Origin of the sequence: Devosia rhizoryzae (assembly GCF_016698665.1) — a bacterium.
Classification (GTDB): Bacteria; Pseudomonadota; Alphaproteobacteria; order Rhizobiales; family Devosiaceae; genus Devosia; species Devosia rhizoryzae.
The window spans coordinates 535,121-556,889 of record NZ_CP068046.1 but is presented as its reverse complement, the minus strand read 5'-3'; the positions used below and the strand labels follow the sequence as shown (position 1 = coordinate 556,889).

General features: G+C 61.6%; 21 protein-coding genes. 15 read left to right on the top strand and 6 right to left on the bottom strand.

Annotation, left to right across the window (positions count from 1 at the left end; translation table 11 throughout):
* Nucleotides 1-35 precede the first annotated feature (35 nt).
* Complete coding sequence (yghU, locus tag JI748_RS02765; RefSeq protein ID WP_201634854.1) at nucleotides 36-908, bottom strand: glutathione-dependent disulfide-bond oxidoreductase; 873 nt, start codon at nucleotides 906-908, stop codon at nucleotides 36-38.
* Between the two features lie 111 nt (nucleotides 909-1,019).
* Here yghU and JI748_RS02760 point away from each other — a divergent pair, with 111 nt between their 5' ends.
* Nucleotides 1,020-2,126 carry a THUMP domain-containing class I SAM-dependent RNA methyltransferase gene (locus JI748_RS02760; protein WP_201634852.1) on the top strand — a complete coding sequence of 369 codons (1,107 nt, stop codon included), beginning with the start codon at nucleotides 1,020-1,022 and terminating at the stop codon, nucleotides 2,124-2,126.
* Nucleotides 2,127-2,249: 123 nt separating this feature from the next.
* Nucleotides 2,250-2,618 carry a DNA-binding transcriptional response regulator gene (locus JI748_RS02755; protein ID WP_201634850.1) on the top strand — a complete coding sequence of 123 codons (369 nt, stop codon included), beginning with the start codon at nucleotides 2,250-2,252 and terminating at the stop codon, nucleotides 2,616-2,618.
* A gap of 33 nt (nucleotides 2,619-2,651) precedes the next feature.
* On the opposite strand, the gene JI748_RS02750 is transcribed toward JI748_RS02755, so the two are convergent.
* Nucleotides 2,652-3,866, bottom strand: coding sequence for a PQQ-dependent sugar dehydrogenase (locus JI748_RS02750; protein ID WP_201634848.1), 1,215 nt, complete (start codon nucleotides 3,864-3,866; stop codon nucleotides 2,652-2,654).
* A 178-nt stretch (nucleotides 3,867-4,044) separates the two neighbouring features.
* Between JI748_RS02750 and gntA the strand changes: the two genes are divergently transcribed.
* From gntA to carB, 5 genes are all read left to right on the top strand, one after another.
* The gene (gene gntA / locus JI748_RS02745; protein ID WP_201634846.1) at nucleotides 4,045-4,755 is read left to right on the top strand and encodes a guanitoxin biosynthesis heme-dependent pre-guanitoxin N-hydroxylase GntA; all 711 of its coding nucleotides are present in this window, start codon (nucleotides 4,045-4,047) and stop codon (nucleotides 4,753-4,755) included.
* The gene (locus JI748_RS02740) at nucleotides 4,755-5,339 is read left to right on the top strand and encodes a DUF1989 domain-containing protein (protein WP_201634844.1); all 585 of its coding nucleotides are present in this window, start codon (nucleotides 4,755-4,757) and stop codon (nucleotides 5,337-5,339) included. The genes gntA and JI748_RS02740 overlap by 1 nt, the downstream gene beginning before the upstream one ends.
* A 55-nt stretch (nucleotides 5,340-5,394) precedes the next feature.
* Nucleotides 5,395-5,724: a hypothetical protein gene (locus JI748_RS02735; RefSeq protein WP_201634842.1), complete on the top strand. Its 330-nt coding sequence runs from the start codon at nucleotides 5,395-5,397 to the stop codon at nucleotides 5,722-5,724.
* Nucleotides 5,725-5,870: 146 nt separating this feature from the next.
* Nucleotides 5,871-6,350 carry a cupin domain-containing protein gene (locus tag JI748_RS02730; RefSeq protein WP_201634840.1) on the top strand — a complete coding sequence of 160 codons (480 nt, stop codon included), beginning with the start codon at nucleotides 5,871-5,873 and terminating at the stop codon, nucleotides 6,348-6,350.
* 222 nt (nucleotides 6,351-6,572) lie between these two features.
* Nucleotides 6,573-9,884 carry a carbamoyl-phosphate synthase large subunit gene (gene carB / locus JI748_RS02725; RefSeq protein WP_201634838.1) on the top strand — a complete coding sequence of 1,104 codons (3,312 nt, stop codon included), beginning with the start codon at nucleotides 6,573-6,575 and terminating at the stop codon, nucleotides 9,882-9,884.
* Between the two features lie 101 nt (nucleotides 9,885-9,985).
* Here carB and JI748_RS02720 read toward each other — a convergent pair whose 3' ends face one another.
* The 3 genes from JI748_RS02720 to JI748_RS02710 are packed head-to-tail and all read right to left on the bottom strand — an operon-like array spanning nucleotide 9,986 to nucleotide 12,688.
* Nucleotides 9,986-10,585, bottom strand: coding sequence for a hypothetical protein (locus tag JI748_RS02720; RefSeq protein WP_201634836.1), 600 nt, complete (start codon nucleotides 10,583-10,585; stop codon nucleotides 9,986-9,988).
* A gap of 48 nt (nucleotides 10,586-10,633) precedes the next feature.
* Entirely contained in the window at nucleotides 10,634-11,659 is a 1,026-nt protein-coding gene (gene ltaE, locus JI748_RS02715; RefSeq protein ID WP_201634834.1) for a low-specificity L-threonine aldolase, read from the bottom strand.
* Nucleotides 11,660-11,710: 51 nt separating this feature from the next.
* Nucleotides 11,711-12,688 (bottom strand): methyltransferase domain-containing protein, encoded by a 978-nt coding sequence (locus tag JI748_RS02710; RefSeq protein WP_233280594.1) that lies wholly within the window; start codon nucleotides 12,686-12,688, stop codon nucleotides 11,711-11,713.
* A gap of 488 nt (nucleotides 12,689-13,176) precedes the next feature.
* On the opposite strand from JI748_RS02710, the gene JI748_RS02705 reads away from it, so the two are divergent.
* The 4 genes from JI748_RS02705 (at nucleotide 13,177) to JI748_RS02690 (ending at nucleotide 16,275) form a co-directional block, all read left to right on the top strand.
* Nucleotides 13,177-13,386, top strand: a complete 210-nt coding sequence (locus JI748_RS02705) for a cold-shock protein (RefSeq protein ID WP_164534414.1) — start codon at nucleotides 13,177-13,179, stop codon at nucleotides 13,384-13,386.
* 319 nt (nucleotides 13,387-13,705) lie between these two features.
* Nucleotides 13,706-14,179 carry a transcription elongation factor GreA gene (gene greA, locus JI748_RS02700; protein WP_201634832.1) on the top strand — a complete coding sequence of 158 codons (474 nt, stop codon included), beginning with the start codon at nucleotides 13,706-13,708 and terminating at the stop codon, nucleotides 14,177-14,179.
* A 152-nt stretch (nucleotides 14,180-14,331) separates the two neighbouring features.
* The gene (trxB, locus tag JI748_RS02695) at nucleotides 14,332-15,282 is read left to right on the top strand and encodes a thioredoxin-disulfide reductase (protein WP_201634830.1); all 951 of its coding nucleotides are present in this window, start codon (nucleotides 14,332-14,334) and stop codon (nucleotides 15,280-15,282) included.
* 99 nt (nucleotides 15,283-15,381) lie between these two features.
* A complete protein-coding gene (locus JI748_RS02690) occupies nucleotides 15,382-16,275 on the top strand; it encodes a LysR family transcriptional regulator (protein ID WP_201634828.1) in 894 nt (297 codons plus the stop codon).
* 1,037 nt (nucleotides 16,276-17,312) lie between these two features.
* Here the strand turns inward: JI748_RS02690 and JI748_RS02685 are convergent.
* Complete coding sequence (locus JI748_RS02685) at nucleotides 17,313-17,981, bottom strand: polyamine aminopropyltransferase (RefSeq protein WP_201634826.1); 669 nt, start codon at nucleotides 17,979-17,981, stop codon at nucleotides 17,313-17,315.
* Nucleotides 17,982-18,196: 215 nt separating this feature from the next.
* Here JI748_RS02685 and JI748_RS02680 point away from each other — a divergent pair, with 215 nt between their 5' ends.
* From JI748_RS02680 to JI748_RS02665, 4 genes are read left to right on the top strand one after another with little or no spacing between them, the layout of a single operon-like run.
* On the top strand, nucleotides 18,197-19,006 hold the full coding sequence (locus tag JI748_RS02680; RefSeq protein WP_201634824.1) for a hypothetical protein: 810 nt from the start codon (nucleotides 18,197-18,199) through the stop codon (nucleotides 19,004-19,006).
* A gap of 12 nt (nucleotides 19,007-19,018) precedes the next feature.
* Nucleotides 19,019-19,435 carry a phage holin family protein gene (locus JI748_RS02675; RefSeq protein ID WP_201634822.1) on the top strand — a complete coding sequence of 139 codons (417 nt, stop codon included), beginning with the start codon at nucleotides 19,019-19,021 and terminating at the stop codon, nucleotides 19,433-19,435.
* Entirely contained in the window at nucleotides 19,436-20,539 is a 1,104-nt protein-coding gene (locus JI748_RS02670; RefSeq protein WP_201634820.1) for a DUF3618 domain-containing protein, read from the top strand.
* A gap of 47 nt (nucleotides 20,540-20,586) precedes the next feature.
* The gene (locus tag JI748_RS02665) at nucleotides 20,587-21,681 is read left to right on the top strand and encodes a YihY/virulence factor BrkB family protein (RefSeq protein ID WP_201634819.1); all 1,095 of its coding nucleotides are present in this window, start codon (nucleotides 20,587-20,589) and stop codon (nucleotides 21,679-21,681) included.
* Nucleotides 21,682-21,769: the final 88 nt, after the last annotated feature.

Below are 21,769 nucleotides of genomic sequence, written 5' to 3'. Positions count from 1 at the left end.
GAGCGGGCCAGTTTTTGCTGACCCGCTCAGGTATTTTAGATCGTGCCGCGCTCCCGGCGCACTTCCATGACCTTGTCCACGTCAGCAGCCGAGTGCCGTTCGGTGACGATCTCGTCTTCCGGCCCCTGCCCCGCAAGAATGATCCGGCCGCGCTTTACCGCTTCGCGCGCATCCAACTGCTTGGCCCAGCGCACCACATTCTTGTAGCTCTCGACGTCGAGGAATTCGGCGGCATTATAGGCGCGACCCAGCACCAGCCCGCCATACCAGGGCCAGATCGCCATGTCGGCGACGGTATATTCGCTGCCCGAAACATATTCATGGTTCCCCAACTGCCGGTCGAGCACGTCGAGCTGGCGCTTGGCTTCCATCGCATAGCGGTCGATTGCGTACTGGATCTTGGTCGGCGCGTACGCAAAGAAGTGCCCAAAGCCGCCGCCCAGAAACGGCGCGCTGCCCATCTGCCAGAACAGCCAGTTCATCGTCTCCGCCCGCTGCGCCACATCCTTGCTGAGGAATGCGTCGAACTTATCGGCGAGATAAACCAGAATCGACCCGCTCTCGAACAAACGGATTGGCTTTGCCGGTCCGTAGTCGATCATAGCGGGAATCTTGGAATTCGGATTGATCTCGACGAAACCCGAACCGAACTGGTCGCCTTTGCCGATATTGATCAGGTAGGCGTCGTATTCGGCGTCATGCCCGGCAGCCAACAGCTCCTCGAGCATGATGGTGACCTTCTGCCCGTTTGGCGTCGCCAGCGAATGAAGCTGCAGCTTGTGCTCGCCGCGCGGCAACTCCACCTCGCGCTGCGCGCCGGCCGTCGGCCGGTTGATGCTGGCAAAGGCCCCGCCATTACCGGGTTCCCACTTCCAAACCTTTGGCGGCACGTATTCTGCGTCGAACATTACAAGACTCGCATTGTTGATCGTTCTGCCCGCTTATATCGGCTATTGCCGATGGAAAACCAACCCCGCCCTGCCATTGCCAGCCAGCGCCCCTGCGGCTAAGCCTCGCCCATGACTGCAGAGCCCTTCGAAATCTACCTTGTCGCCACGCCGGGCCTGGAAGCGCCGCTTTGCGACGAGGCCCGCGCCGCCGGCTTTGCCGATGCAAAGGTCACCGATGGCGGCGTTGCCTTCATGGGCAGCTGGCCCGATGTCTGGCGCGCCAACCTCACCCTGCGCGGCGCCACCCGTGTCCTCGCCCGGCTCGCGAGCTTCCGCTCCGTCCACCTCGCAAAGCTCGACAAGTCCGCGCGCAAGCTGCCCTGGGCCAATTGGCTCCGCCCGGACATGCCCATCCATGTCGAAGCCAGCTGCAAGCGCTCGCGCATCTACCACGACAAAGCCGCCGCCCAGCGTGTCGCCACCACCATAGCCGAAACGCTCGGCGCTCCCATCAGCGAAACGGCAGACCTTCGCATCATGGTGCGCATCGAAGACGACCTCGTTACCATCAGCGTCGACACAACCGGCGCCTCGCTGCACAAGCGCGGCTTCAAGGAAGCGGTCAACAAGGCGCCGATGCGTGAAACCATGGCCGCAATGTTCTTGGCGCAATGCGGGTTCACCGGCACCGAGCCAATTCTTGATCCGATGTGCGGCTCGGGCACTTTTCCCATCGAAGCTGCCGAAATCGCCGCGGGTCTCCTGCCGGGCCGCGAGCGCCCCTTCGCCTTCGAACTGCTTCCCAGCTACGACGCCCAAGCTTGGGCCGCACTCCGCGCCTCTGCCACGCCCCAGGTGCCATCGATTCTCTTCTACGGTTCCGACCGGGACCCGGGCGCCATCCGCATGGCCGCCGAAAACGCTGCGCGCTCCGGCGTGACCGCCTGGACCCGCTTCGAACAAAAGTCGCTTCAAGACCTGACGCCGCCCGAAGGCCCGCCTGGTCTCGTCATCCTCAACCCGCCTTACGGCAGTCGCATCGGCTCCAAGGGCCCGCTGATCGCCGTTCACCGCACCTTGGGCACAGTGCTCAAGAACCGTTTTGGCGGCTGGCGCGTTGGCATCATCACTGCAGACCGGCAACTGGCCGAAGCCACGGGCCTCCGCTTCGAGCCCATGCTGCCGCCGGTTCTCCATGGCGGCATTCGCGTCGCCCTCTACCGCGCGCAGCTCTGAACGGCGCCCATCCACACAATTTGAACCAATTGCTAACCATACTGGCAGCCATGCAAGTTTGGGGCGCAACGAATGCGGCCCGGCCCACCTTTCCTTGTCGTGGATAATCAGGGGGTAGTGCAAATGGGTAAGAGCGGTCGTGTTCTCGTCGTCGAAGACGAAGTCATCCTGCTTCTTGATCTGGTCGACAGCCTTGTCGATTTCGGCCTCGAGCCGTTGCCGGTGACCACGGCCAGCGGCGCAGCAAGCCTGCTCGGCGATAACATTGCCGGGCTCATCACCGATATCGAACTTCCGGGCGCCTACGACGGATTGCAGCTGGCACGCTTGGCAGCCCGTTCCCGCCCCGGCCTTCCGATCGTCGTCGTTTCGGCAGGCGTCCGTCCCAGCCGGGAAGACCTTCCCACAGGCGCCGTGTTTCTCCCAAAACCTTACCGCGTCGAAGACATTGTTGCGGCTTTGGAAAGCCAGCGCATCGCTCGCGCCGCGTAAGAAAAAAGCCCCTCCGAAGAGGGGCTTTCTGTTTTAGCGGCCATGCGTCAGGCGGATGATGCTCGAACTGCTGTCATCGGTGACGGCATAGACCGCCCCATCTGGACCGACCTTGACGTCGCGAATACGCGCTTCAAGCGGCACGCGTTCCTCGAACGCTACCTGGTCGCCGTCCATATGCAGCACGACCACGCCGAGCGCTTGCAATCCGCCGATCAGGAACGCACCCTGCCATTCAGGGAATTCGTCGCCCTCATAATAGGCCATGCCAGAAGGCGCGATCACCGGGTCCCAATAATAAACCGGCTGCACGGTTTCAGCATTCTGCGTCACGCCTTCGCCGATCTGGGTGCCATCATAGTTGATGCCGTAAGTGACTTCCGGCCAGCCATAGTTCACACCGGCTTCGGGACGGTTGAGCTCATCGCCGCCCCGCGCACCATGCTCGGCGGTCCAGAGACGCCCTTCGCCATCAAGCGTCGCGCCCTGCACATTGCGGTGGCCAAGGCTCCAGATCTCGGGCCGCGCACCTTCGGTCTCGACAAATGGGTTGTCCGGCAAGGCCTGACCTTCAGCATCGATGCGGAAGATCTTACCCAGCCCGCTTTCCAGTTCCTGCGCCTGGTCGCGGATCGGCTCGTCCGATCGTTCGCCGACCGTCACGTAAAGCGTGCCATCTTCATTAGGCACGATGCGCGAGCCAAAATGCAGCCCACCATCATAGCTCGGCTCCTGCCGGAAGATCACCTCGACATCCGAGACGCTGGCGCCACCGGCCTCATCCAACGTCAGCGTAGCCGCAGCGACCGACGTCCCATTGCCGTCATCGCGCGGTTCGGCAAACGAGAAATAAATTCGTCCCGTTGTGTCGAAGTCCGGGGCCAGCGCAACATCCAGAAGGCCACCCTGTCCTTCCGAGTCCACCGCTGGCAGTTCACCCTCGACTTCAGTGGCCTCGCCTTCAGGCGTCACGATATGAAGCGCGCCCTCCTTGGCTGTCACCAGCATTCGGCCGTCCGGCAAGAATTCCAGCGACCAGAGCTGCGGCAGGCCTTCAGCCACCACTTCGCTCGTGACCGATGCGGGAGCGTCTGGCTGCGGCGCACGCGCCTGGTTTTCGGAGGCCGGAGTCTGGTCCGGCGCGTTGGCTGGCCCGGCATCGAACGGGGCTTGTTGTGCAAGAACCGGCGTTGCGAGCAGCGCTGCCGAAAGCATGGTGCTGGCGAGAAGGCGTGAGGACAATATCATGGCAAACTCCTATAGGGATTTGTCGGATAACAACTAAAGACTCCTACAGCGTGATCGTTGCGCACGCGACTTCACGATCCGGTGGCCTTGCTGATCACAAAGCGGCGTTCCGGCAATCGATTTGGAACACTTCGCGCTCTTCGATCCTTGATGGGGCTCGTGTACAGTCGAGTTGCCAATGTTGATGTCTTCCACGACCGAGCAAGAGCTGCAAAGCTTTATCCAGGACCCTAATTTTCCCTGCGTCGGCGCCAAGTCTGCCCTGGGTAAGGGTCAGCTCCACACCTATACCGCCCGCCAGATCGACAGCGCCTGGAACGATGTCGAAATCCAGGACCGGCTTATGCAGTTTGCCTGGAACTACACCCAGGACAAAACGCTCTTCACCAGCTTCGCCGTGATTTTCGAAGGCCCGCTCGATCTGACGGAAAAAGAATTCGAGCGCTTCATGTGGGACCGTATCCAGTCCCTAACGGAAAAAGACGCCTGGCGTGGCCAGCCTCCTGACCCCCGTGTTTCATCCGATCCCAACGATCCCCATTTTTCGCTGAGCTTTGGCGGCGAAGCCTTCTTCGTCGTCGGCCTTCACCCCCACGCCAGCCGACCAGCCCGCCGCTTTGCCTATCCGACCATGATCTTCAACCTGCACGATCAGTTCGAAACCCTGCGCGAGCAGAACCGCTACGAAAAGCTGCGCGCGTCCATTCTCGATCGCGACGAAAAGCTCGCCGGTAGCATCAATCCGATGCTCGCCCGTCACGGTTCGATTTCCGAAGCCCGCCAATATAGCGGTCGCGCCGTATCCGAAGAATGGGCCTGCCCCTATCACCGCGACCCGGCAGACAAGGCGGCCATCGACCCGCTTGCCGCTCTGGCCGAGGATCACTGATGCACCGCATTCACCCACGCTCGGGCACGGCTTTCGAACTCAAGGCCGGCAACCTCCTCACCGTCTACGATCCGCTCGGCGGCCAAGTCGGCGATCTTCTCGCCATCAACAAAGCCGACACGCGCGAGATGATCTCCTCGGGCCGCACCCTCGACTATGCCGAAACCATCTACCTCACCACCGGCAACAAGCTTTATTCGAACCGCTCCAATGTCATGCTCGAGATCATCGAGGACACCGTCGGAACCCACGATTTCCTGCTCACCCCCTGCTCGGAAGCCACCTTCCGCCTTTGCTACGACAACGAGCCACCCCACCAGGGCTGCCACGGAAACCTCCATCACGCGCTCGAGCCCTATGGCATAGCCGAAGACGATATACCCATCGCCTTCAATTGCTTCATGAACGTCCCCGTCGATGGCGCAACCGGCAAGTTCAAAGTCCTGCCACCCAAAAGCAAAGCCGGCGACTACATCCGCTTCCGCGCCGAGATGGACCTCATCATCGGCCTCACCGCCTGCTCAGCTCCCGCCAGCAATGGCGGCTCCTTCAAGCCGATCGATTATGAGGTGACGGCAGGCTGAACGGCCTTGCCGCCACCGCAATCGCTCGCCATGAGCGTCTCTCCCGGAGATGCTGATGCGGCACGTTCTTCTTGCAGCCCTGCTGTTCGCCCTCGCGTCCCCCTTACCGGCGACTGCCCAAAGCGATTGGCCCGCTGAAAAATGCCGGCTCTACGAGAGCTACTGGACCGAAGCGCTCGAGCGTTTCGGCAGCGATGACCTCAACTACAATTTCATCGCCGCCAACGAGAACTTCATCGCCGCCGGCTGCTCGGAAAAAGGCACCGCCTGCCCGCGCTCCACGCAAGAACTCGACATCGCCAATGCCCTCTCGATCCTGATGATCAACGCTGGCGCCGCCAGCACCTTCCTGCCTTTCCACTGCCCGTCCACTGACGCCTCTTAGCGCTGCGGCACCGTCACAAGCGGCATGATCAGGCGCACCGTGACGCGCCGGTTGAGTTTGCATCGACGTTCAACAATCCGCTTCCATTTCGTACCGGAATGAGTAAGCTATGCTGACCTAATTGCCAAATGTCGTTGAGTGCAGCGATGAAGACCATCGAACCGAACCCCCTCGGCATCAACGCCGCTGATGCGCCCTTGCGGACCAAACCCTCCAATTACCCCGAGCCATTCTTCAGCCGGATGGCCAAGCGCGAAAAGCGGGTGCTCGGCGACCTCTTCGGCCTCAAGAACTTTGGCGTAAACCTCACCCGGCTTCATCCCGGCGGAGAGTCGGCGCTGCTGCACAGGCACAGCAAGCAGGACGAGTTCGTCTACATTCTGGAAGGCACGCCGACGCTCGTCACCGACGTGGGCGAAAGGCAGCTGGAACCAGGCATGTGCGCCGGCTTTCCCGCGGGAGGCGTAGCGCATCAGCTGGTCAATCGAACTGAACGCGACATCGTCTACCTGGAGATCGGCGACCGAACAGCGGGCGATGAAGGCAGCTACCCACAGGATGACTTGCAGGCTGTCATGGGCTCAAACGGCTGGGTGTTCACCCACAAGGACGGCCGACCCTATTGATGCTTGTCCATCCCCGCCGACCCGCCTTCAACCCATAGCAGCCATCCTGCCGCCACCCCTTCCCTTCCCCGTCCTCTTCGGTTAAACCGCCCACCTAACCACCATGTCCGGACTTCTTCCCCGCGCCGCAGCGCTCAGCTGCCACGCGGGTTTCGCGCGGACGGGTGTGTCCGGGCGATTCTTTCCTCGCCCGTACCCGCGTAAAACAGCCGAGCGAGCACCATGCCAAAACGTACCGACATCAAATCGATCCTCATCATCGGTGCGGGTCCGATCATCATCGGGCAGGCCTGCGAGTTCGACTATTCCGGCACTCAGGCCTGCAAGGCGCTCAAGGAAGAGGGCTACCGGATCATTCTGGTGAACTCGAACCCGGCGACGATCATGACCGATCCGGACCTGGCGCACGCCACCTATATGGAGCCGATTACCCCCGAAGTGGTCGCCAAGATCATCGAAAAGGAGCGTCCCGACGCGCTGCTCCCGACGATGGGCGGCCAGACCGCGCTTAACTGCGCGCTGTCGCTGCGGAAGATGGGTGTACTCGAAAAGTTCGGCGTCGAAATGATCGGCGCCACCGCCGAAGCCATCGACAAGGCCGAGGATCGCGAGCTCTTCCGCGACGCCATGAAGAAGATCGGGCTCGAGACCCCGCGTTCGATGCTGGCCCATAACACCATCGAAGCCCTGCAGGCGCTCGAAGTCATCGGTCTCCCCTGCATCATTCGCCCCAGCTTCACCCTTGGCGGCACTGGTGGCGGTATCGCCTACAACCGCGAAGAATATCTCGCCATCGTCGAATCGGGTGTCGATGCCTCGCCCACCAGCGAAGTTCTGGTCGAGGAAAGCGTTCTCGGCTGGAAGGAATACGAGATGGAGGTTGTCCGCGATAAAAAGGACAACTGCATCATCGTCTGCTCGATCGAAAACATCGATCCCATGGGCGTCCATACCGGCGACTCGATCACCGTCGCCCCGGCCCTGACGCTGACCGACAAGGAATACCAGATCATGCGCGACGCCTCGCTGGCGGTGCTGCGCGAGATCGGCGTCGAAACCGGCGGCTCCAACGTCCAGTTCGGCATCAACCCTGCCGATGGCCGCATGGTGGTGATCGAGATGAACCCGCGCGTGTCGCGCTCCTCGGCGCTGGCGTCCAAGGCCACCGGCTTCCCGATCGCCAAAGTCGCGGCGCGTCTGGCCGTCGGGTACACGCTCGACGAACTCGAAAACGATATCACCGGCGGCGCCACCCCGGCCTCGTTCGAGCCAACCATCGACTATGTCGTTACCAAGATCCCCCGTTTCGCCTTCGAAAAATTCCCGGGCGCCGACAATCGTCTCACCACATCGATGAAGTCGGTCGGTGAAGCCATGGCCATCGGCCGCACCTTCCAGGAATCGCTGCAAAAGGCGCTGCGCTCGCTCGAAACCGGCCTCACCGGCCTCAACGAAATCGGCATTCCGGGCCTTGGCGAAGGCGAAGACAAGAACGCCGTCAAGCAAGCTCTCGGCACCGGCACGCCGCAGCGCCTGCTGCATGTCGCCGAAGCCATGCGCCTCGGCTTCTCCGACGAAGAAATCTTCGAGGCCTGCAAGATCGACCCCTGGTTTCTCGAGCAGATGCGCGGCATCGTCGACATGGAACAAAAGGTCAAGGACTACGGCCTCCCCAAGGACGCCCAGACCCTGCGCAAGCTCAAGTCCATGGGTTTCTCCGACGCCCGCCTCGCCCAGCTCGCCGGCCTCAAGGCGTCCGACGTTCGCAAGCTCCGCCACAGCCTCGAAGTGCGTCCCGCCTATAAGCGCATCGACACTTCCGCTGCCGAATTCGCCTCGCCGACCGCTTACATGTACTCGACCTATGAAGCCCCGTTCGGCGGCAAGGTCGACGACGAGGCACGCCCCTCCGACCGCAAGAAAGTCGTGATCCTCGGCGGCGGACCCAACCGCATCGGCCAGGGCATCGAGTTCGATTATTGCTGCTGCCACGCCGCCTTTGCGCTCAGCGATGCCGGCTACGAAACCATCATGGTCAACTGCAATCCGGAAACCGTCTCGACCGACTACGACACTTCCGATCGCCTCTATTTCGAGCCGCTGACCGAAGAAGACGTTATCGAAATCCTGCTCACCGAAAAGCAGAACGGCACCCTCCACGGCGTTATCGTCCAGTTCGGCGGCCAGACCCCGCTCAACCTTGCTGAAGCCGTGCAAAAGGCCGGCGTGCCGATCCTTGGCACCCAGCCCGACGCCATCGATCTCGCTGAAGACCGCGATCTCTTCTCCAAGCTCCTCAACCGTCTCGAGCTGACCCAGCCCAAGAACGGCATCGCCTATTCGCTGGAACAATCCCGTCTGGTCGCCGAGCGCCTGGGCTATCCGCTGGTGATCCGTCCCTCCTACGTGCTCGGCGGCCGCGCCATGGCGATCGTTCACTCCGCCAAGGAGTTCGAAAGCTACGTCCAGGATACGCTGACCGGCCTCGTCCCCCCGGACATCCTCCAGCGCTACCCCAACGACAAGACCGGCCAGATCAACTCGGTCCTCTCCGATAACCCGCTCCTCTTCGACGCCTACCTCTCCGGCGCCATCGAAATCGACGTCGATGCGCTCTGCGACGGCAAGGATGTCTTCGTCGCCGGCATCATGGAGCATATCGAAGAAGCCGGTATCCATTCCGGCGACAGCGCCTGCTCCCTGCCACCGCGTTCCCTGTCGCCCGAGGTCATCAAAGAGCTCAAGCGCCAGACGCGCGAACTCGCCTTCGCCCTGAAGGTCGGCGGCCTGATGAACGTCCAGTATGCCTATAAGGATGACACGATCTACCTGATCGAGGTCAATCCGCGCGCCTCGCGCACCGTGCCCTTCGTCGCCAAGGTCATCGGCGAACCCATCGCCAAGATCGCCTCGCGCATCATGGCCGGTGAATCCTTGGCCAGCTTCAACCTGACCGAGAAGACGCTTAAGCACATCGCGGTCAAGGAAGCCGTCTTTCCGTTCAACCGCTTCCCCGGCGTCGACACGGTTCTCGGCCCGGAAATGAAGTCGACCGGCGAAGTGATCGGCCTCGACTACGATTTCGCCATCGCCTTCGCCAAGTCGCAGATGGGCGCCGGCCAGAAGGTACCGACTTCGGGCAAGGTCTTCATCTCGGTGCGCGATGACGACAAGCAGTACATCGTCGACATGGCGCGTCATCTCGTCGGCGCTGGTTTCGAGATCCTCGCCACCGGCGGCACCCAGCGTTATCTTGTCGACAACAACGTACCCTCGACCAAGATCAACAAGGTTCTCGAGGGCCGTCCGCATATCGTCGACTCGATGAAGAACGGCGGCGTGCAGCTCGTGATTAACACCACCGACGGCCTCAAGTCGATCTCGGACAGCCGCGACATCCGCCGCACGGCGCTCCTCGCCAAGATCCCCTACTACACGACCATCGACGGCGCCCTCGCCGCCGTAGAAGGCATCGTCGCCCTCCGCGAAGGCGGTCTCCAGGTCCGCGCTCTCCAGGAATACTTCGCGGCCTAATTCGGCACGCCCAAGGTCTTCCTCCCCCTCCTGAAGGGGGAGGTAGCTTCGCTAGGCCCGCAGGGCCGTAGCAAAGCTAGGTGGGGGTCAAACCCCGATCCTCAAGGACACTCAGTCGTATCAGCCTCGGCAACCAACTGCCCATCCGAGACGCTCACCACGCTTGCAGTGATCGCCTCTTCACCCACGCCCGATCCGCAACTGTCGATATAAACATCAGGCAAGTCCTGGATGATCTCGGCCACCCCATCAGCAAGCTTGACGACGCTGAGCCCCATGCCCAGCGTCCCCATATTGAAGAAGCTTCCCTCCAGAACCACTTCGTAAACACCGTCGCCATCGACGTCTACCGCCGTCACCGGCCGGGCAAATGCAAGGTCCTGAAGGCTCCAGCTTTCTGCCAACTCACCGTCCTCGAAGGTGACGATGCGCTGGTTGAGTTCAGGAAAAGGATCGGCCGCGGTCGGCACATCGTCGCTGACCACATAGGCGACTTGCTCAACGCCCGCCTCGGAAAACGCGCCGCTTACCTCCCCCAGGATGACCACGCCATCGCCGATTGTGGCTGCGATGTCAGACCATTGCTCGGGCTCAGTAAACTCCAGCGCCGCCGGATCACGATAGTCGATGACGACCTGTGCCAAGGCAGGCGCAGCCAGAACAACGCTGAGGGAAACGGCAGCAACAATGGGCTTCAGCATGGGAAATCTCCTTGTGTGCCGGCAGCTAAGCCCGCACTCAAGGCAAGATTACGTCCGCGTGAAGAAGCCGTCGACGAGCGCGAGAGCCGCCTCGACATCCTCGTCGCCGACATCAAGATGCGTCACCCAGCGCTGCTGGCCGTAGCGGCCGGTAATGCCGACGCCATGATGGGCAAGGTAAGGCGTCAGCTGCTCACCTGTTTCGCTGCCCATATCGACCCAAACGATATTGCTGTCCGGCATCGTCACGCGCAGCGCCTCATGCCGCGCCAAGCCTTCTGCTAGTCGCTTTGCCCGGCGATGATCGTCCGCCAGCCGAACCACATTGTGCTCCAGCGCATAAAGCCCGGCAGCCGCCAAAATGCCCGACTGCCGCAACCCGCCACCCAGCATCTTGCGGTTGCGCCGCGCGGTATCGATCAGATCCTGCCGTCCCACCAGCACCGACCCGACCGGCGCGCCGAGCCCTTTCGACAGACAGATCGACACCGTATCGAACGGCGCCACAAAGCTCTTGATATCGAGGCCAAGCACGCTGCTGGCATTGAACGCCCGCGCGCCATCAAGATGCAAACCCAGGCCGTGCCGCTGCGCAATGTCAGCTACGGACTGCATATAGCCCACCGGCAGAACCCGGCCACCAAACGTGTTTTCCAGCGCAATCACCCGTGTGGTCGCGAAATGGCTGTCGCTGCCATCCTTGATCGCGCTCTCGATATTGCCGAGCGCCATCGTGCCATCCGCCTGATGCGCGATCGGCTGCGGCTGGATAGAGCCGAGCACTGCCGCCCCACCCGCCTCATACTTATAGCAGTGCGCATTCTGTCCGGCGATGAACTCGTCGCCACGCCCGCAATAGCTCATCAGCGCCAACAGATTGGACATGGTCCCGGAGCTGACAAACAGCGCCGCATCCTTGCCCAGCATGCCGGCCATTTTCTGTTCGAGCAGGTTGACGGTCGGATCATCGCCGAAGACGTCGTCCCCGACTTCCGCCGAAGCCATGGCCGCGCGCATGCCCGCGCTTGGCTTGGTGACGGTGTCGGATCGAAAGTCGTGGCGAATGGCATTCATCGAAGGGCTCCAGGAGGTCTGCCCCTTCATGCCAAGTCGCGGCCCTCTTGACTAGGCCGCGACATCGCCCCCGTCCGGCACATCATTTGCCGCGATCATTTCCGCAGCAGGACGCCGTGCAACCACAAGCATTCCGGTGATCGGCAAGCCGCGATCATAGCGCATTACGGCTGTCTCGAACCGAACGATTTCGAGCCCAGCATCAATCAAGGCCTCCCGAGCCGCTGTGGGCGAATGCGCATAGCGAAGGCTGGGGCGGAGAAACAAAGCCTCCTCCCCTTCATGCTCTTCAAGCGAAAACGCAACCAGACCGCCAGGCTTCAGCGCCGGAACCAATGCCGCGAGAACAGGCTCCAGCGCTCCGCAATAGATCAAGACATCTGCGGCAGTAACCAGATCGGCATCGGCGCGCCGGGCATTGAGTGTCGCAACCAGTTCAGCCTTCTGCAACGCATCATAGATGCCCTTGCGCGCCGTTTCTGCGATCATCGCTGCGGAAATGTCGATGCCTTCAAGATGCTCCACCCGGCTCCGGAGCTTCTCGCCCATCAACCCGGTCCCGCAGCCGAGGTCGAGCACCTTCCCGAAGCGCTCGATACCGAGCTTCGCCATCTCCTCGCTCACCAAAGTGTCCAGCAAGTCCGGCACCTGGTAGCCGAGCTTTCCCACCAGAGAGTCCTCGAACTTGGGAGCATACTGGTCGAACAAGGCCTCGACATAGCCGACGGCCGTTCCCTGGCCTGCCGGGCCTGCGCCATATGCTGCAAGCTTGAGCCGCGCACCAAAGACGCCTTCATCGTCCAGCGCCTCTAGCTTCCGCCAGGCTGCAATCGCTCCGGCAACATTGCCGGCCTTCTCGTGAAAGCTTCCTGCCAGATCCCAGCCGCCGGCCCAGTCTGGCGCCAGATCCAACGCTTGGTCCATGAGCTCGGCCGCAGCGGCATGGTCGCCACTTTCAGCCAGCATGCGGGCATAGTCCGCGCGCCGGTCGGCAATTACATCGCCGGAAGAATAGGACGCCTTGATCAAGACGGTGGCTTTCGGAAGAACCGGCCCCTGTGGCGCGGCGCGCGGGGATTTGCCGCAAACCGGGTGTCTTTGCAAGTAAATTGCTTGCGTGCCGGCAATGTGACTTTTTGGCTCTTCCGCCCGAGGCGTTCTTCTTTACAATAAGCGTGCTGATCGGCTCCTCCAGCCGACCCCGCCTCTGCGCCGCCTCGCTTCTCGCGAACGGCACCCGGACCCCTCCCGGCCCGGAAACTGTAAGACACTGAACCGCTGCGCTCTCGTCAAAACCATGGTTTCGACGGGCGTTTCGTCATGTGTAAACGAGATATTGAAGCACCCGTAATTTCGGGTTACGCTCCCGCAATCGAATATTGCGGCCGATCGATCTAAAGACGCGAAGACCATTCGCAACTGCTGACGCCATCTTCCGATGTTTCGATATCATCTTGGTTCCGGCCGGTGCTTGGCTGGAACCGCACCAGCAGCAACTGCACGAGGGAACGCGCATCATGGCAACTGGCACCGTTAAGTGGTTCAACGGCCAAAAAGGGTATGGCTTTATTCAGCCGGACGAGGGTGGGGCGGACGTTTTCGTCCACATCTCCGCCGTTCAGCGTTCGGGCATGAATGGCCTCGATGAAGGCCAGAAGATCAACTACGAGATCGTCAAGGACAAGCGGACCGGCAAATCGGCCGCCGACAACCTGACCGCCTCCTGATCGAGACCGCAGAACGGAGAGGGGCGCGTTCTGGAGGGCGCGCCCTTCTTTCTGGGCTTGCCCCCGTGCATTGCAAAGCCATGTGGACTGCCTATCTACCAAGCTCCCCGACGGCTTGACCGCGCGGCGGCTTGAAGGCAAGTTTACGCATCTCCTCGAAAACGTCGTGCGCTGCAAGCCAACGAAGTTTGGCGGGGAGTAGCCATGCCGGGCCGCAGGTCTAAGGGCATGGACAAAAACGAGTTTACCCATGTGACGCGGCCCGAAAGGCGTGCCGCGCGCATGGATTTTATTTTGCCGAACCAGGATGGAGGCAGTTTTGGACAAAGTTCCGATGACCGTACAGGGTCACAAGGCCCTCAGCGCCGAGTTTGAGCACCGCACCAGCAACGAGCGTCGCCGCATCATCAATGCGATTGCCGAAGCGCGCGCCCATGGCGACCTTTCCGAAAACGCTGAATACTCGGCCGCCAAGGAACAGCAGAGCCTCAACGAAGGCCGCATCAAGGAACTCGAGACCCTGCTCGCTTTGGCCGACATCATCGATGTCACCAAGCTCAGCGGCGACAAGGTCAAGTTCGGCGCTACCGTCACCTATATCGACGAAGCCACCGAAGAAGAAAAAACCTACCAGGTCGTCGGTGACCCGGAAGCCGATGCCTCGGCTGGCCGTATCTCGATCTCCTCGCCAATCGCCCGCGCCATGATCGGCAAGGAAGAAGGCGATTCGTTCGAAGTCGCCGCTCCCGGCGGCTCGCGCAGCTACGAGATCGTCAAGATCCGCTATATCTGACGCCGGTTTCTTGGGCGTTTGCCCATTAAGCTGTGCGTTTTTGGTGCAGCAGGGCGCGGCAATAGGGCGCCGCTGATGGTTTGCCTTGAAACTGCGCCCCTTCGGCCCTTAACTAGGGACGAGGGAGTTTTTGACCTTTGGAGAGCGTTGCGATGCACGCGAAAGTCATCATCATCGGTTCCGGCCCGGCCGGCTACACCGCTGCCATCTATGCGGCGCGTGCAATGCTTGAACCCGTGATGATCCAGGGGCTGCAGCCCGGCGGCCAGTTGACCATCACCACAGATGTCGAAAACTACCCCGGCTTTGCCGATGTCATCCAGGGCCCCTGGCTTATGGAGCAGATGCAGGCGCAGGCCGAGCATGTCGGCACCCGCATGGTCAACGACATCATCACCCATGTCGATTTCGACCACCGCCCCTTCCGCCTCCACGGCGATAGCGGCACCGTTTACACCGCCGACAGCCTCATCATCTGCACCGGTGCCCAGGCCAAGTGGCTTGGCCTGCCGTCGGAGCAAAAGTTCCAGGGCTTTGGCGTCTCCGCCTGCGCCACCTGCGATGGCTTTTTCTATCGCGGTAAGCAGGTGCTGGTGGTCGGCGGTGGCAATACCGCCGTCGAGGAAGCGCTTTTCCTCACCAACTTCGCCGAAAAGGTCATCATGGTGCACCGCCGCGACGAGTTTCGCGCCGAACGCATCCTGCAGGAACGCCTCTTCAAGCACCCCAAGATCGAAGTGCGCTGGAACACCGAAGTCGTTGAGGTCAAAGGCACCAGCATGCCGCCCTCGGTCAACGCGGTCACCCTGCGCGATCGCACCAGCGGCCGCACCTATGAACAGCAGATCGACGGCGTCTTCGTCGCCATTGGTCACGCCCCGGCAACATCGATCTTCGCCGGCAAGCTCGACATGAAGCCGGGCGGCTACCTGCAGGTCAAACCCGGCACCACCGAAACCAACATCCCCGGCGTCTTTGCCGCCGGTGACGTTACTGACGACGTTTATCGCCAGGCCATCACCGCCGCCGGAATGGGCTGCATGGCCGCCTTGGACGCCGAACGCTATCTTGCCGAACACGAACTTGCGGAAGCAGCGGAATAAATGTTTCTGATAAGCCATTCCACCGTCACAATTTCTGCGCGACGGTCGCTTAAGGCACTGGGAACAATAAGAGCTGGCTGAGGGGCCACGAGGGGAAACATGCTCGACTGGGACAAGCTCCGGATATTTCACACGGCCGCCGAGTCGGGCAGTTTTACTCATGCCGCCGAAAAGCTCTCCATGAGCCAGTCGGCGGTCAGCCGGCAGATCTCGGCGCTTGAAGACGACCTCGGGCTTAAACTCTTCATCCGCCACGCCCGCGGCCTGGTCCTGACCGAAGTCGGCGAACAGCTCTTCCGCACCGCCCATCGCATGCATTGGGAGCTGCAGCAGGTCGAAACGCAGATGTCCGAGTCCCAGGACGTCCCCACCGGCCCGCTGATCGTCACCACGACCGTCGGTATCGGCTCGACTTGGCTGAGTTCCCGCCTCGACGAATTCCTGCGTCTCTACCCGCTGATCCAGCTCGAAATCCGCCTCAACGACGCCGAGCTCGACCTTGCCATGCGCGAGGCCGACGTCGCCATTCGACTTCACCGGCCCAACCAGTCGGAGATGATCCAGCGCAAGCTCTTCACCGTCCACAACCACTTCTACGCCAGCAAGAGCTATGTGGCCGAACACGGCACGCCGCGCACCGCCGAGGAATTGGACAATCACCGCATCATCAGCTTCGGCGAACCGGTTCCGTCCTATCTCGGCGACATCAACTACCTCGAACGCATGGGTCGGTCCGACTCCAGCCCGCGCCGCGCTGCCCTCCGCGTCAACGCCATCAACGGCATGATGCAGGCCTGCCGCGCCGGCATCGGCATCGCCATGCTACCGGCCTATGTCACCGAAAAAGAGGATGGCCTGGTCGAAGTTCTCCCCGACACCGAGCTGCCCGCCTACGAGGCCTATTTCGTTTATCCGCCAGCGCTCAAGAACTCCAAGCGCGTCGGCGTCTTCCGCGATTTCCTCGTCAGCAAGGCGCGCGAGTGGAGCTTCTGAGCCTCGCCGCTTTTCGCGTCAGTCCGACTATTTCCCAAGCACGCTCCGCATCAGCCGGTCGCACCGTGTAATTCGCCACTGAAATATAACACTTTTTTGCCGGCGCATGCATGGCACGCATGTCCGGCATGAACAAGTCCTGCTTGGTAACGCGCCTCGCTGCCCATATATGCATCACCAGCACAGCGGATGTTTCTCCTCCCTCCCTTGCGTCCGCTGCGTTCCCTCCTGACAGATCCTGTATCTGTTACCCTTGATGGCTCCGCTCCCCTCAGCGGAGCCATTTCTTTTTATGCCGTGTTGATCCGCGAAAACGCATGGCTGGCATGAGAGATGGGCGATTGCTCACCGGGCGAGCAGAGGTCATATAGGTCCTCGTTGCTGAGGCGCGCTCCGATCTCCTCCTCCCTTCGGACCCCGCATCGCGACACCGAACCAAGGATCATCTCCTCCTCCCTTGATCCGAGGTTCACTGGCAGAGCGCATATCCTCCTCCCTTGCGCCCTGCCCCACTTTCGACCTGGCTCAGCCGGTCACAGGCCCCATCTCCGGATGGGGCCTTTTTTCTTGTCCGTGCCTACAAAGTGGACAGGTTGTCGCTGTGCCTAATGCATAGCTCCCATGAGCACTTCGGCATTGTGGACCAAACGGTCAAAATCTATATTGGCTTTGTCGCTGGTGAAGCCGCTCCGTATCCTCCTCCCTCGGACCCGCTTCTTGCGACACCGGATTGAAGCCGAATCCTCCTCCCTCGGCGACGGTCTACCGGTCTGGGCAAATCCTCCTCCCTTGCTCCGGGCCATTACTTTCGATTTGGCTTCGGCCCTATCATCAGGCTCCAACTTCGGTTGGAGCCTCTTTTTTTGCCGCCAAGCATAAAACTGCATGGCAGCATTTCTCATTCAGCGTTTGTTCCGCAACTCGGGCAGCAGGATAGTGGGTCTAAAGCGGGTCGTGGTGCCCCGCTCCTCCAAGGTCAGCGGCTTTGCCGATGGCCTCTGGCCCCGCCCTTCCCCTCGGGCGGGGCCTCTTTGTTTCTAGCTCTTGCTTGCAAACCAGATGACGTGCCGCGCCCCGCGCCCTGGCGAACGCGCCCGGACCGATAGCTCTTCCACCGCCATTCCTGTCTGCGTCAGACGCCTGGTGAACTGGGCATCGGGGGCTGAAGACCAGACCGCCAGATGCCCTCCTGCGGTCAATGCCGCTTTTGCCGCGGCAAGTCCCTTGGCGCTATAGAGCCTGTCATTGGCAGGACGCGACAATCCATCCGGGCCGTTGTCGACATCGAGCAGGATCGCGTCAAAGGGACTGCCCGCTTCGATGGCGGCGCCCACATCGCCTTCATAGAGGGTGACGCGCTTGTCATCGAGGCTCGTGCCGTGGATGCCGGCGAGCGGCCCCCACGCCCAAGCGATCACCTCTGGCACAAGCTCTGCCACCACGATCTCGGCGCCTTCACCGAAACTTGCCAGGGCTGCCCGCAATGTGAAGCCCATCCCAAGCCCGCCGATCAGCACCCGCGACTCTGACCGGCCGCCAAGCCGCTGCGCCGAAATCGTCGCGAGCTGCTCTTCCGAGCCGCTGAGCCGGCTGTTCATCAGCTCGGTCGTTCCGGACATGATGGAAAATTCGCTGCCCCGCTGCATCAGTTTGAGCGGCCCGCCACCCGGCATCACCGTCTCGTCCAGCTTCACCCAAGGCAACATGACCCACTCCACTAATGGCAGGCGTCTGCCCTATCAGCAGCGACCCGGCAACTTCAAGTTACGGCTCCTGGGAGCGGGTTCCCCTTTCGGACGGGAATAAATTTACAAGCTCGGCCCGCCTGCTCTCCGGCGAAACGGAACCAGGAGCGTTCCATCACATTCCCTTACCACGTGCGTGGAGCCGACGGCTGCAACGCCTTAAGAGGAGCATCAAGATGGATCAGAACAATTCCGGCGTGTCCGGCACTGGCGGATCGTCGATCGAGCAGCAGGCCAAGAACGATCTGCACGAAGCCAAGACCAATCTGCAGAACGACCTTGGTTCGGTTACCGAAAAAGCCAAGGAAGACGTCCAGGCGCTGCGAAGCGAGGCGGAAGCCCAGGTCAGCGCCGTTGCCGACCAGGCCAAGTCTTTTGCCGGCGAACAGGTCGATAAGGCCCGTTCCTTTGCCAGCGAGCAGAAGAACTTCGCCGCATCGCAGGTGACCGGCATCGCCTCTGCCATCGGCAAGGTTGCCGATGAACTCGAAGGCGACCAGTCCACGACCGCGCGCTATGCCCGCGATCTGGCCAACAATCTCGACAAGTTCGGCAAGAATATCGAAGGCAAGGATGTCGATCAGCTGATGGGCATGGCCCAGCAGTTCGGCCGCAGCCAGCCGCTTGCCTTCCTCGGTGCCGCAGCCCTTGCGGGCTTTGTCGCCGCTCGCTTTGCGGGTGCATCCGCGCATCGCGCTAGCCAGTCCGCCGCCACCGCTGGTCAGTCGACCTCCGGCAATGGCAACACCTATGGCACCTCGGCCTCAGGCTATGGCGCGGGTTCGACCGGCACAGGTTCGACGGGTTCCTCGGCCTACGGCTCGGGTACAAGCGGTTCTTCCTCGTCCTACGGTTCGGGTTCGACCGGCTCGGGCTACGGCTCGTCCTCGACCGGTTCCAGCTCCACCGGCTCCAGCTCCTACGGTTCTGCTTCGTCCGATTCGTCGACCGGCAGCACCTACGGCCAGCCCAAGAACAACTTCTAAGGGAGCGCGCAGATGTCTCAAGTCAATGAAGGCCGTCCGCTCTCCGAACTGCTTGGCGGTCTCGTAAGCGATATCTCCGGTCTGTTCCGCAAGGAAATCCAGCTGGCCAAGGCCGAAACATCGGAAAAGGTCGGCGAGATGATGGGGGGCGTCGTGTCCCTCGCCATCGGCGGCGTGCTGGCGCTCGGCGCCCTGGGCGTTTTGCTCAGCGGCCTCGTGACCCTGATCGCCTCGTTCTTTGTGAACCAAGGCATGGATCCGACGCTGTCCAACGCGATCGGCGCTGCCATCGTCACCATCGTCGTCGGCATCATCGCCTACGTGTTTATCAACCGCGGCATTGCCACGTTCAAAGCCTCCAACCTCAACCTGAAGCGCACGACGGCCTCCCTTGGCCGCGACGCCGACATCGTCAAGGAGCGCCTCTAAATGGCCTACGATAGCGACAACAAAAGCGCCGCCGAACTGCAGCGCGAAGTCGAGCAGCAGCGCAGCCGGCTGGAAGACCGTATCGACCAGATTCAGGAAAAACTCTCGCCCGGCCAGCTGGTCGACGAACTCCTGAACTACACCAAGGGCGGTGGCGGCGAGTTCATCTCGAGCCTCCAGAAGAACGTCACCGCTAACCCGCTTCCAGTCGCTCTTCTGGGCGTCAGCCTCGCCTGGCTGATCGCAAAACCTGCTTCGTCCCAGCCGTCCTATAGCTCCTCGTCGAGCAGCGACCGCGATTGGGATAACAGCATCAATAACCGTCGCGGCTATAGCGCTTATGAAGACGACGAGGATTATCCCGTCGCCATCATCACAGGCTCGAGCCTCCAGCGCGTTTCCAACCAGGCCGATGACTCAGGCAACCACTTCAGCGAGTTCCTGGACGACGCCGGCAAGAAGTACCGCGCTGCCTCGGATACCGCTGGCCGGCGCGCTGGTCACTTCATGGACGAGACAGGCAAGCGCTACAAAGGCTTCACCAATGCTGCAGGCAACCGCGTGGAAGAATTCCGCGACGAAGCCGGCAACCTCCTAGATGAAGCCACCGGCTGGGCCAACCACACCTGGCAGCGTGCTCGCGAAATGCTGCACGATGCACAGGACGCCATCAGCGGTGCCAGCCAGGCCGGTCGTTCGCGCGTCAGCCATGCTGCCGGCAGTGCCGCCAACCGCGCAGGAAGCCTGGGCAACCAGGTGAATGGACAGTTGGGTTCGCTCAACGAGACCATCATCGCCCAGTTCCGCGATCAGCCGCTGGTCGCCGGTGCCCTGGCCTTTGCTGCCGGCGCAGCCTTTGGTGCTGCCCTGCCCCATACCGAGCAGGAAGACGCGCTCCTTGGCGAAGCCGCCGACCAGGTCAAGTCCAAGGCCGCCGAACAGGCCCATGGTCTTTATGAGCAGGGCCGCGAAAAAGCGACCGAAGTCTATAGCGACGTCGCGGAACGCGCCGGCGAAGTCTACAACCAGGTCAAGACCGGCGTCACCGATGTGGCTTCAAACATCAACACCGGCTCAAGCAACAACAACACGAACATGCAATAAGCTTCGGGCGGAGGGCTAAGCTCTCCGCCTTTTTCCTGGGGGGATCAGTGACATCGTCGAACGAACGCTTTGCCAATGAGCGTGGCAATGGCCGAAGCGCCAGCGCGCCAGTTAAAATTCCCCTGCGCGGCTGGAAAGACATCCTTTGGCGGCTCTACAGCAACTTCAACGATAGCCGTATCCTGCTGACCGCCGCCGGCGTCACCTTCTATCTCCTGCTGTCGCTTGTACCGACCCTTACCGCTTTCGTTTCGCTCTATGGTCTCTTCAACGACCGCGCCAGCGTGCTGCAGCAGGTCCAATTGCTGGCTGGTGTGGTCCCCTCCGGAGCGCTCCAGGTGCTCGAAGACCAGCTGACCCGTCTCGTTGGCCAGAACAACTCCACACTGGGTTGGACCTTCCTCGTCGCTCTCGCCATCGCCCTCTGGAGCGCCAGCGCCGGTGTCAAAGCATTGTTCGAGGCCATGAACATTGCCTATCACGAGCGCGAACAGCGCTCTTTCATCAAGCTCAACCTCATCGGCCTCGGCTTCACGCTGGGCGCCGCCATTGCTGCCGTGCTGGTGCTGACCGTTGTCGTCTTCATGCCGGTCTTCGTCGAAATCCTCCCCGGCGAGAATGTCGAATGGATGGTTCGCATCGGCAGCTATGTGGTGATGCTGGTGGTCATCTCCGTCCTGATCGCCGCGCTTTACCGCTGGGGCCCCAGCCGCGAACAGGCCAAGTGGCGTTGGATCACTCCTGGCGCCGCCTTGTCCGTTATTGCCCTGGGCGCCGGTTCGGTGGGTTTTTCCTGGTATGTCGCGAACTTTTCCAACGACAACGCCACTTATGGCTCCCTTGGCGCCGTCATCGGCATGATGACCTGGATGTGGATTTCGACCACCCTCGTCATCATCGGCGCCGTGCTCAATTCAGAGATCGAACACCAGACGGCGCTCGACACCACGACTGGCCCGACAAAACCGCTGGGCAGCCGCGGCGCCTTCGTGGCCGACACGATCGGCGCCTCCATGCCCGAGGGTGAGGATGATCTGCCCAAGCTCGAACCGCGCGATCGCAAGCGCGTCTCCTGGGGCTCACTGGCCTTTGCCCTCCCGGCCGCCCTGGTCCTCTCGGCCACCCAGCGCAAACAGCGCTAGAATTTGGCTCCAAATTGTCGAACCTTCTGCCCTCTATCCGTCGCGGATGTGAGAGCAGCGGGGGCGCTGCCATTTGGAGCCTTAAGAC

Excerpts from the sequence above, each read along its gene's own strand:
- yghU (WP_201634854.1), bottom strand. The coding sequence starts at position 908 with ATGTTCGACGCAGAATACGTGCCGCCAAAGGTTTGGAAGTGGGAACCC.
- JI748_RS02760 (WP_201634852.1), top strand. The coding sequence starts at position 1,020 with ATGACTGCAGAGCCCTTCGAAATCTACCTTGTCGCCACGCCGGGCCTG.
- JI748_RS02755 (WP_201634850.1), top strand. The coding sequence starts at position 2,250 with ATGGGTAAGAGCGGTCGTGTTCTCGTCGTCGAAGACGAAGTCATCCTG.
- JI748_RS02750 (WP_201634848.1), bottom strand. The coding sequence starts at position 3,866 with ATGATATTGTCCTCACGCCTTCTCGCCAGCACCATGCTTTCGGCAGCG.
- gntA (WP_201634846.1), top strand. The coding sequence starts at position 4,045 with ATGTTGATGTCTTCCACGACCGAGCAAGAGCTGCAAAGCTTTATCCAG.
- JI748_RS02740 (WP_201634844.1), top strand. The coding sequence starts at position 4,755 with ATGCACCGCATTCACCCACGCTCGGGCACGGCTTTCGAACTCAAGGCC.
- JI748_RS02735 (WP_201634842.1), top strand. The coding sequence starts at position 5,395 with ATGCGGCACGTTCTTCTTGCAGCCCTGCTGTTCGCCCTCGCGTCCCCC.
- JI748_RS02730 (WP_201634840.1), top strand. The coding sequence starts at position 5,871 with ATGAAGACCATCGAACCGAACCCCCTCGGCATCAACGCCGCTGATGCG.
- carB (WP_201634838.1), top strand. The coding sequence starts at position 6,573 with ATGCCAAAACGTACCGACATCAAATCGATCCTCATCATCGGTGCGGGT.
- JI748_RS02720 (WP_201634836.1), bottom strand. The coding sequence starts at position 10,585 with ATGCTGAAGCCCATTGTTGCTGCCGTTTCCCTCAGCGTTGTTCTGGCT.
- ltaE (WP_201634834.1), bottom strand. The coding sequence starts at position 11,659 with ATGAATGCCATTCGCCACGACTTTCGATCCGACACCGTCACCAAGCCA.
- JI748_RS02705 (WP_164534414.1), top strand. The coding sequence starts at position 13,177 with ATGGCAACTGGCACCGTTAAGTGGTTCAACGGCCAAAAAGGGTATGGC.
- trxB (WP_201634830.1), top strand. The coding sequence starts at position 14,332 with ATGCACGCGAAAGTCATCATCATCGGTTCCGGCCCGGCCGGCTACACC.
- JI748_RS02690 (WP_201634828.1), top strand. The coding sequence starts at position 15,382 with ATGCTCGACTGGGACAAGCTCCGGATATTTCACACGGCCGCCGAGTCG.
- JI748_RS02685 (WP_201634826.1), bottom strand. The coding sequence starts at position 17,981 with ATGTTGCCTTGGGTGAAGCTGGACGAGACGGTGATGCCGGGTGGCGGG.
- JI748_RS02680 (WP_201634824.1), top strand. The coding sequence starts at position 18,197 with ATGGATCAGAACAATTCCGGCGTGTCCGGCACTGGCGGATCGTCGATC.
- JI748_RS02675 (WP_201634822.1), top strand. The coding sequence starts at position 19,019 with ATGTCTCAAGTCAATGAAGGCCGTCCGCTCTCCGAACTGCTTGGCGGT.
- JI748_RS02670 (WP_201634820.1), top strand. The coding sequence starts at position 19,436 with ATGGCCTACGATAGCGACAACAAAAGCGCCGCCGAACTGCAGCGCGAA.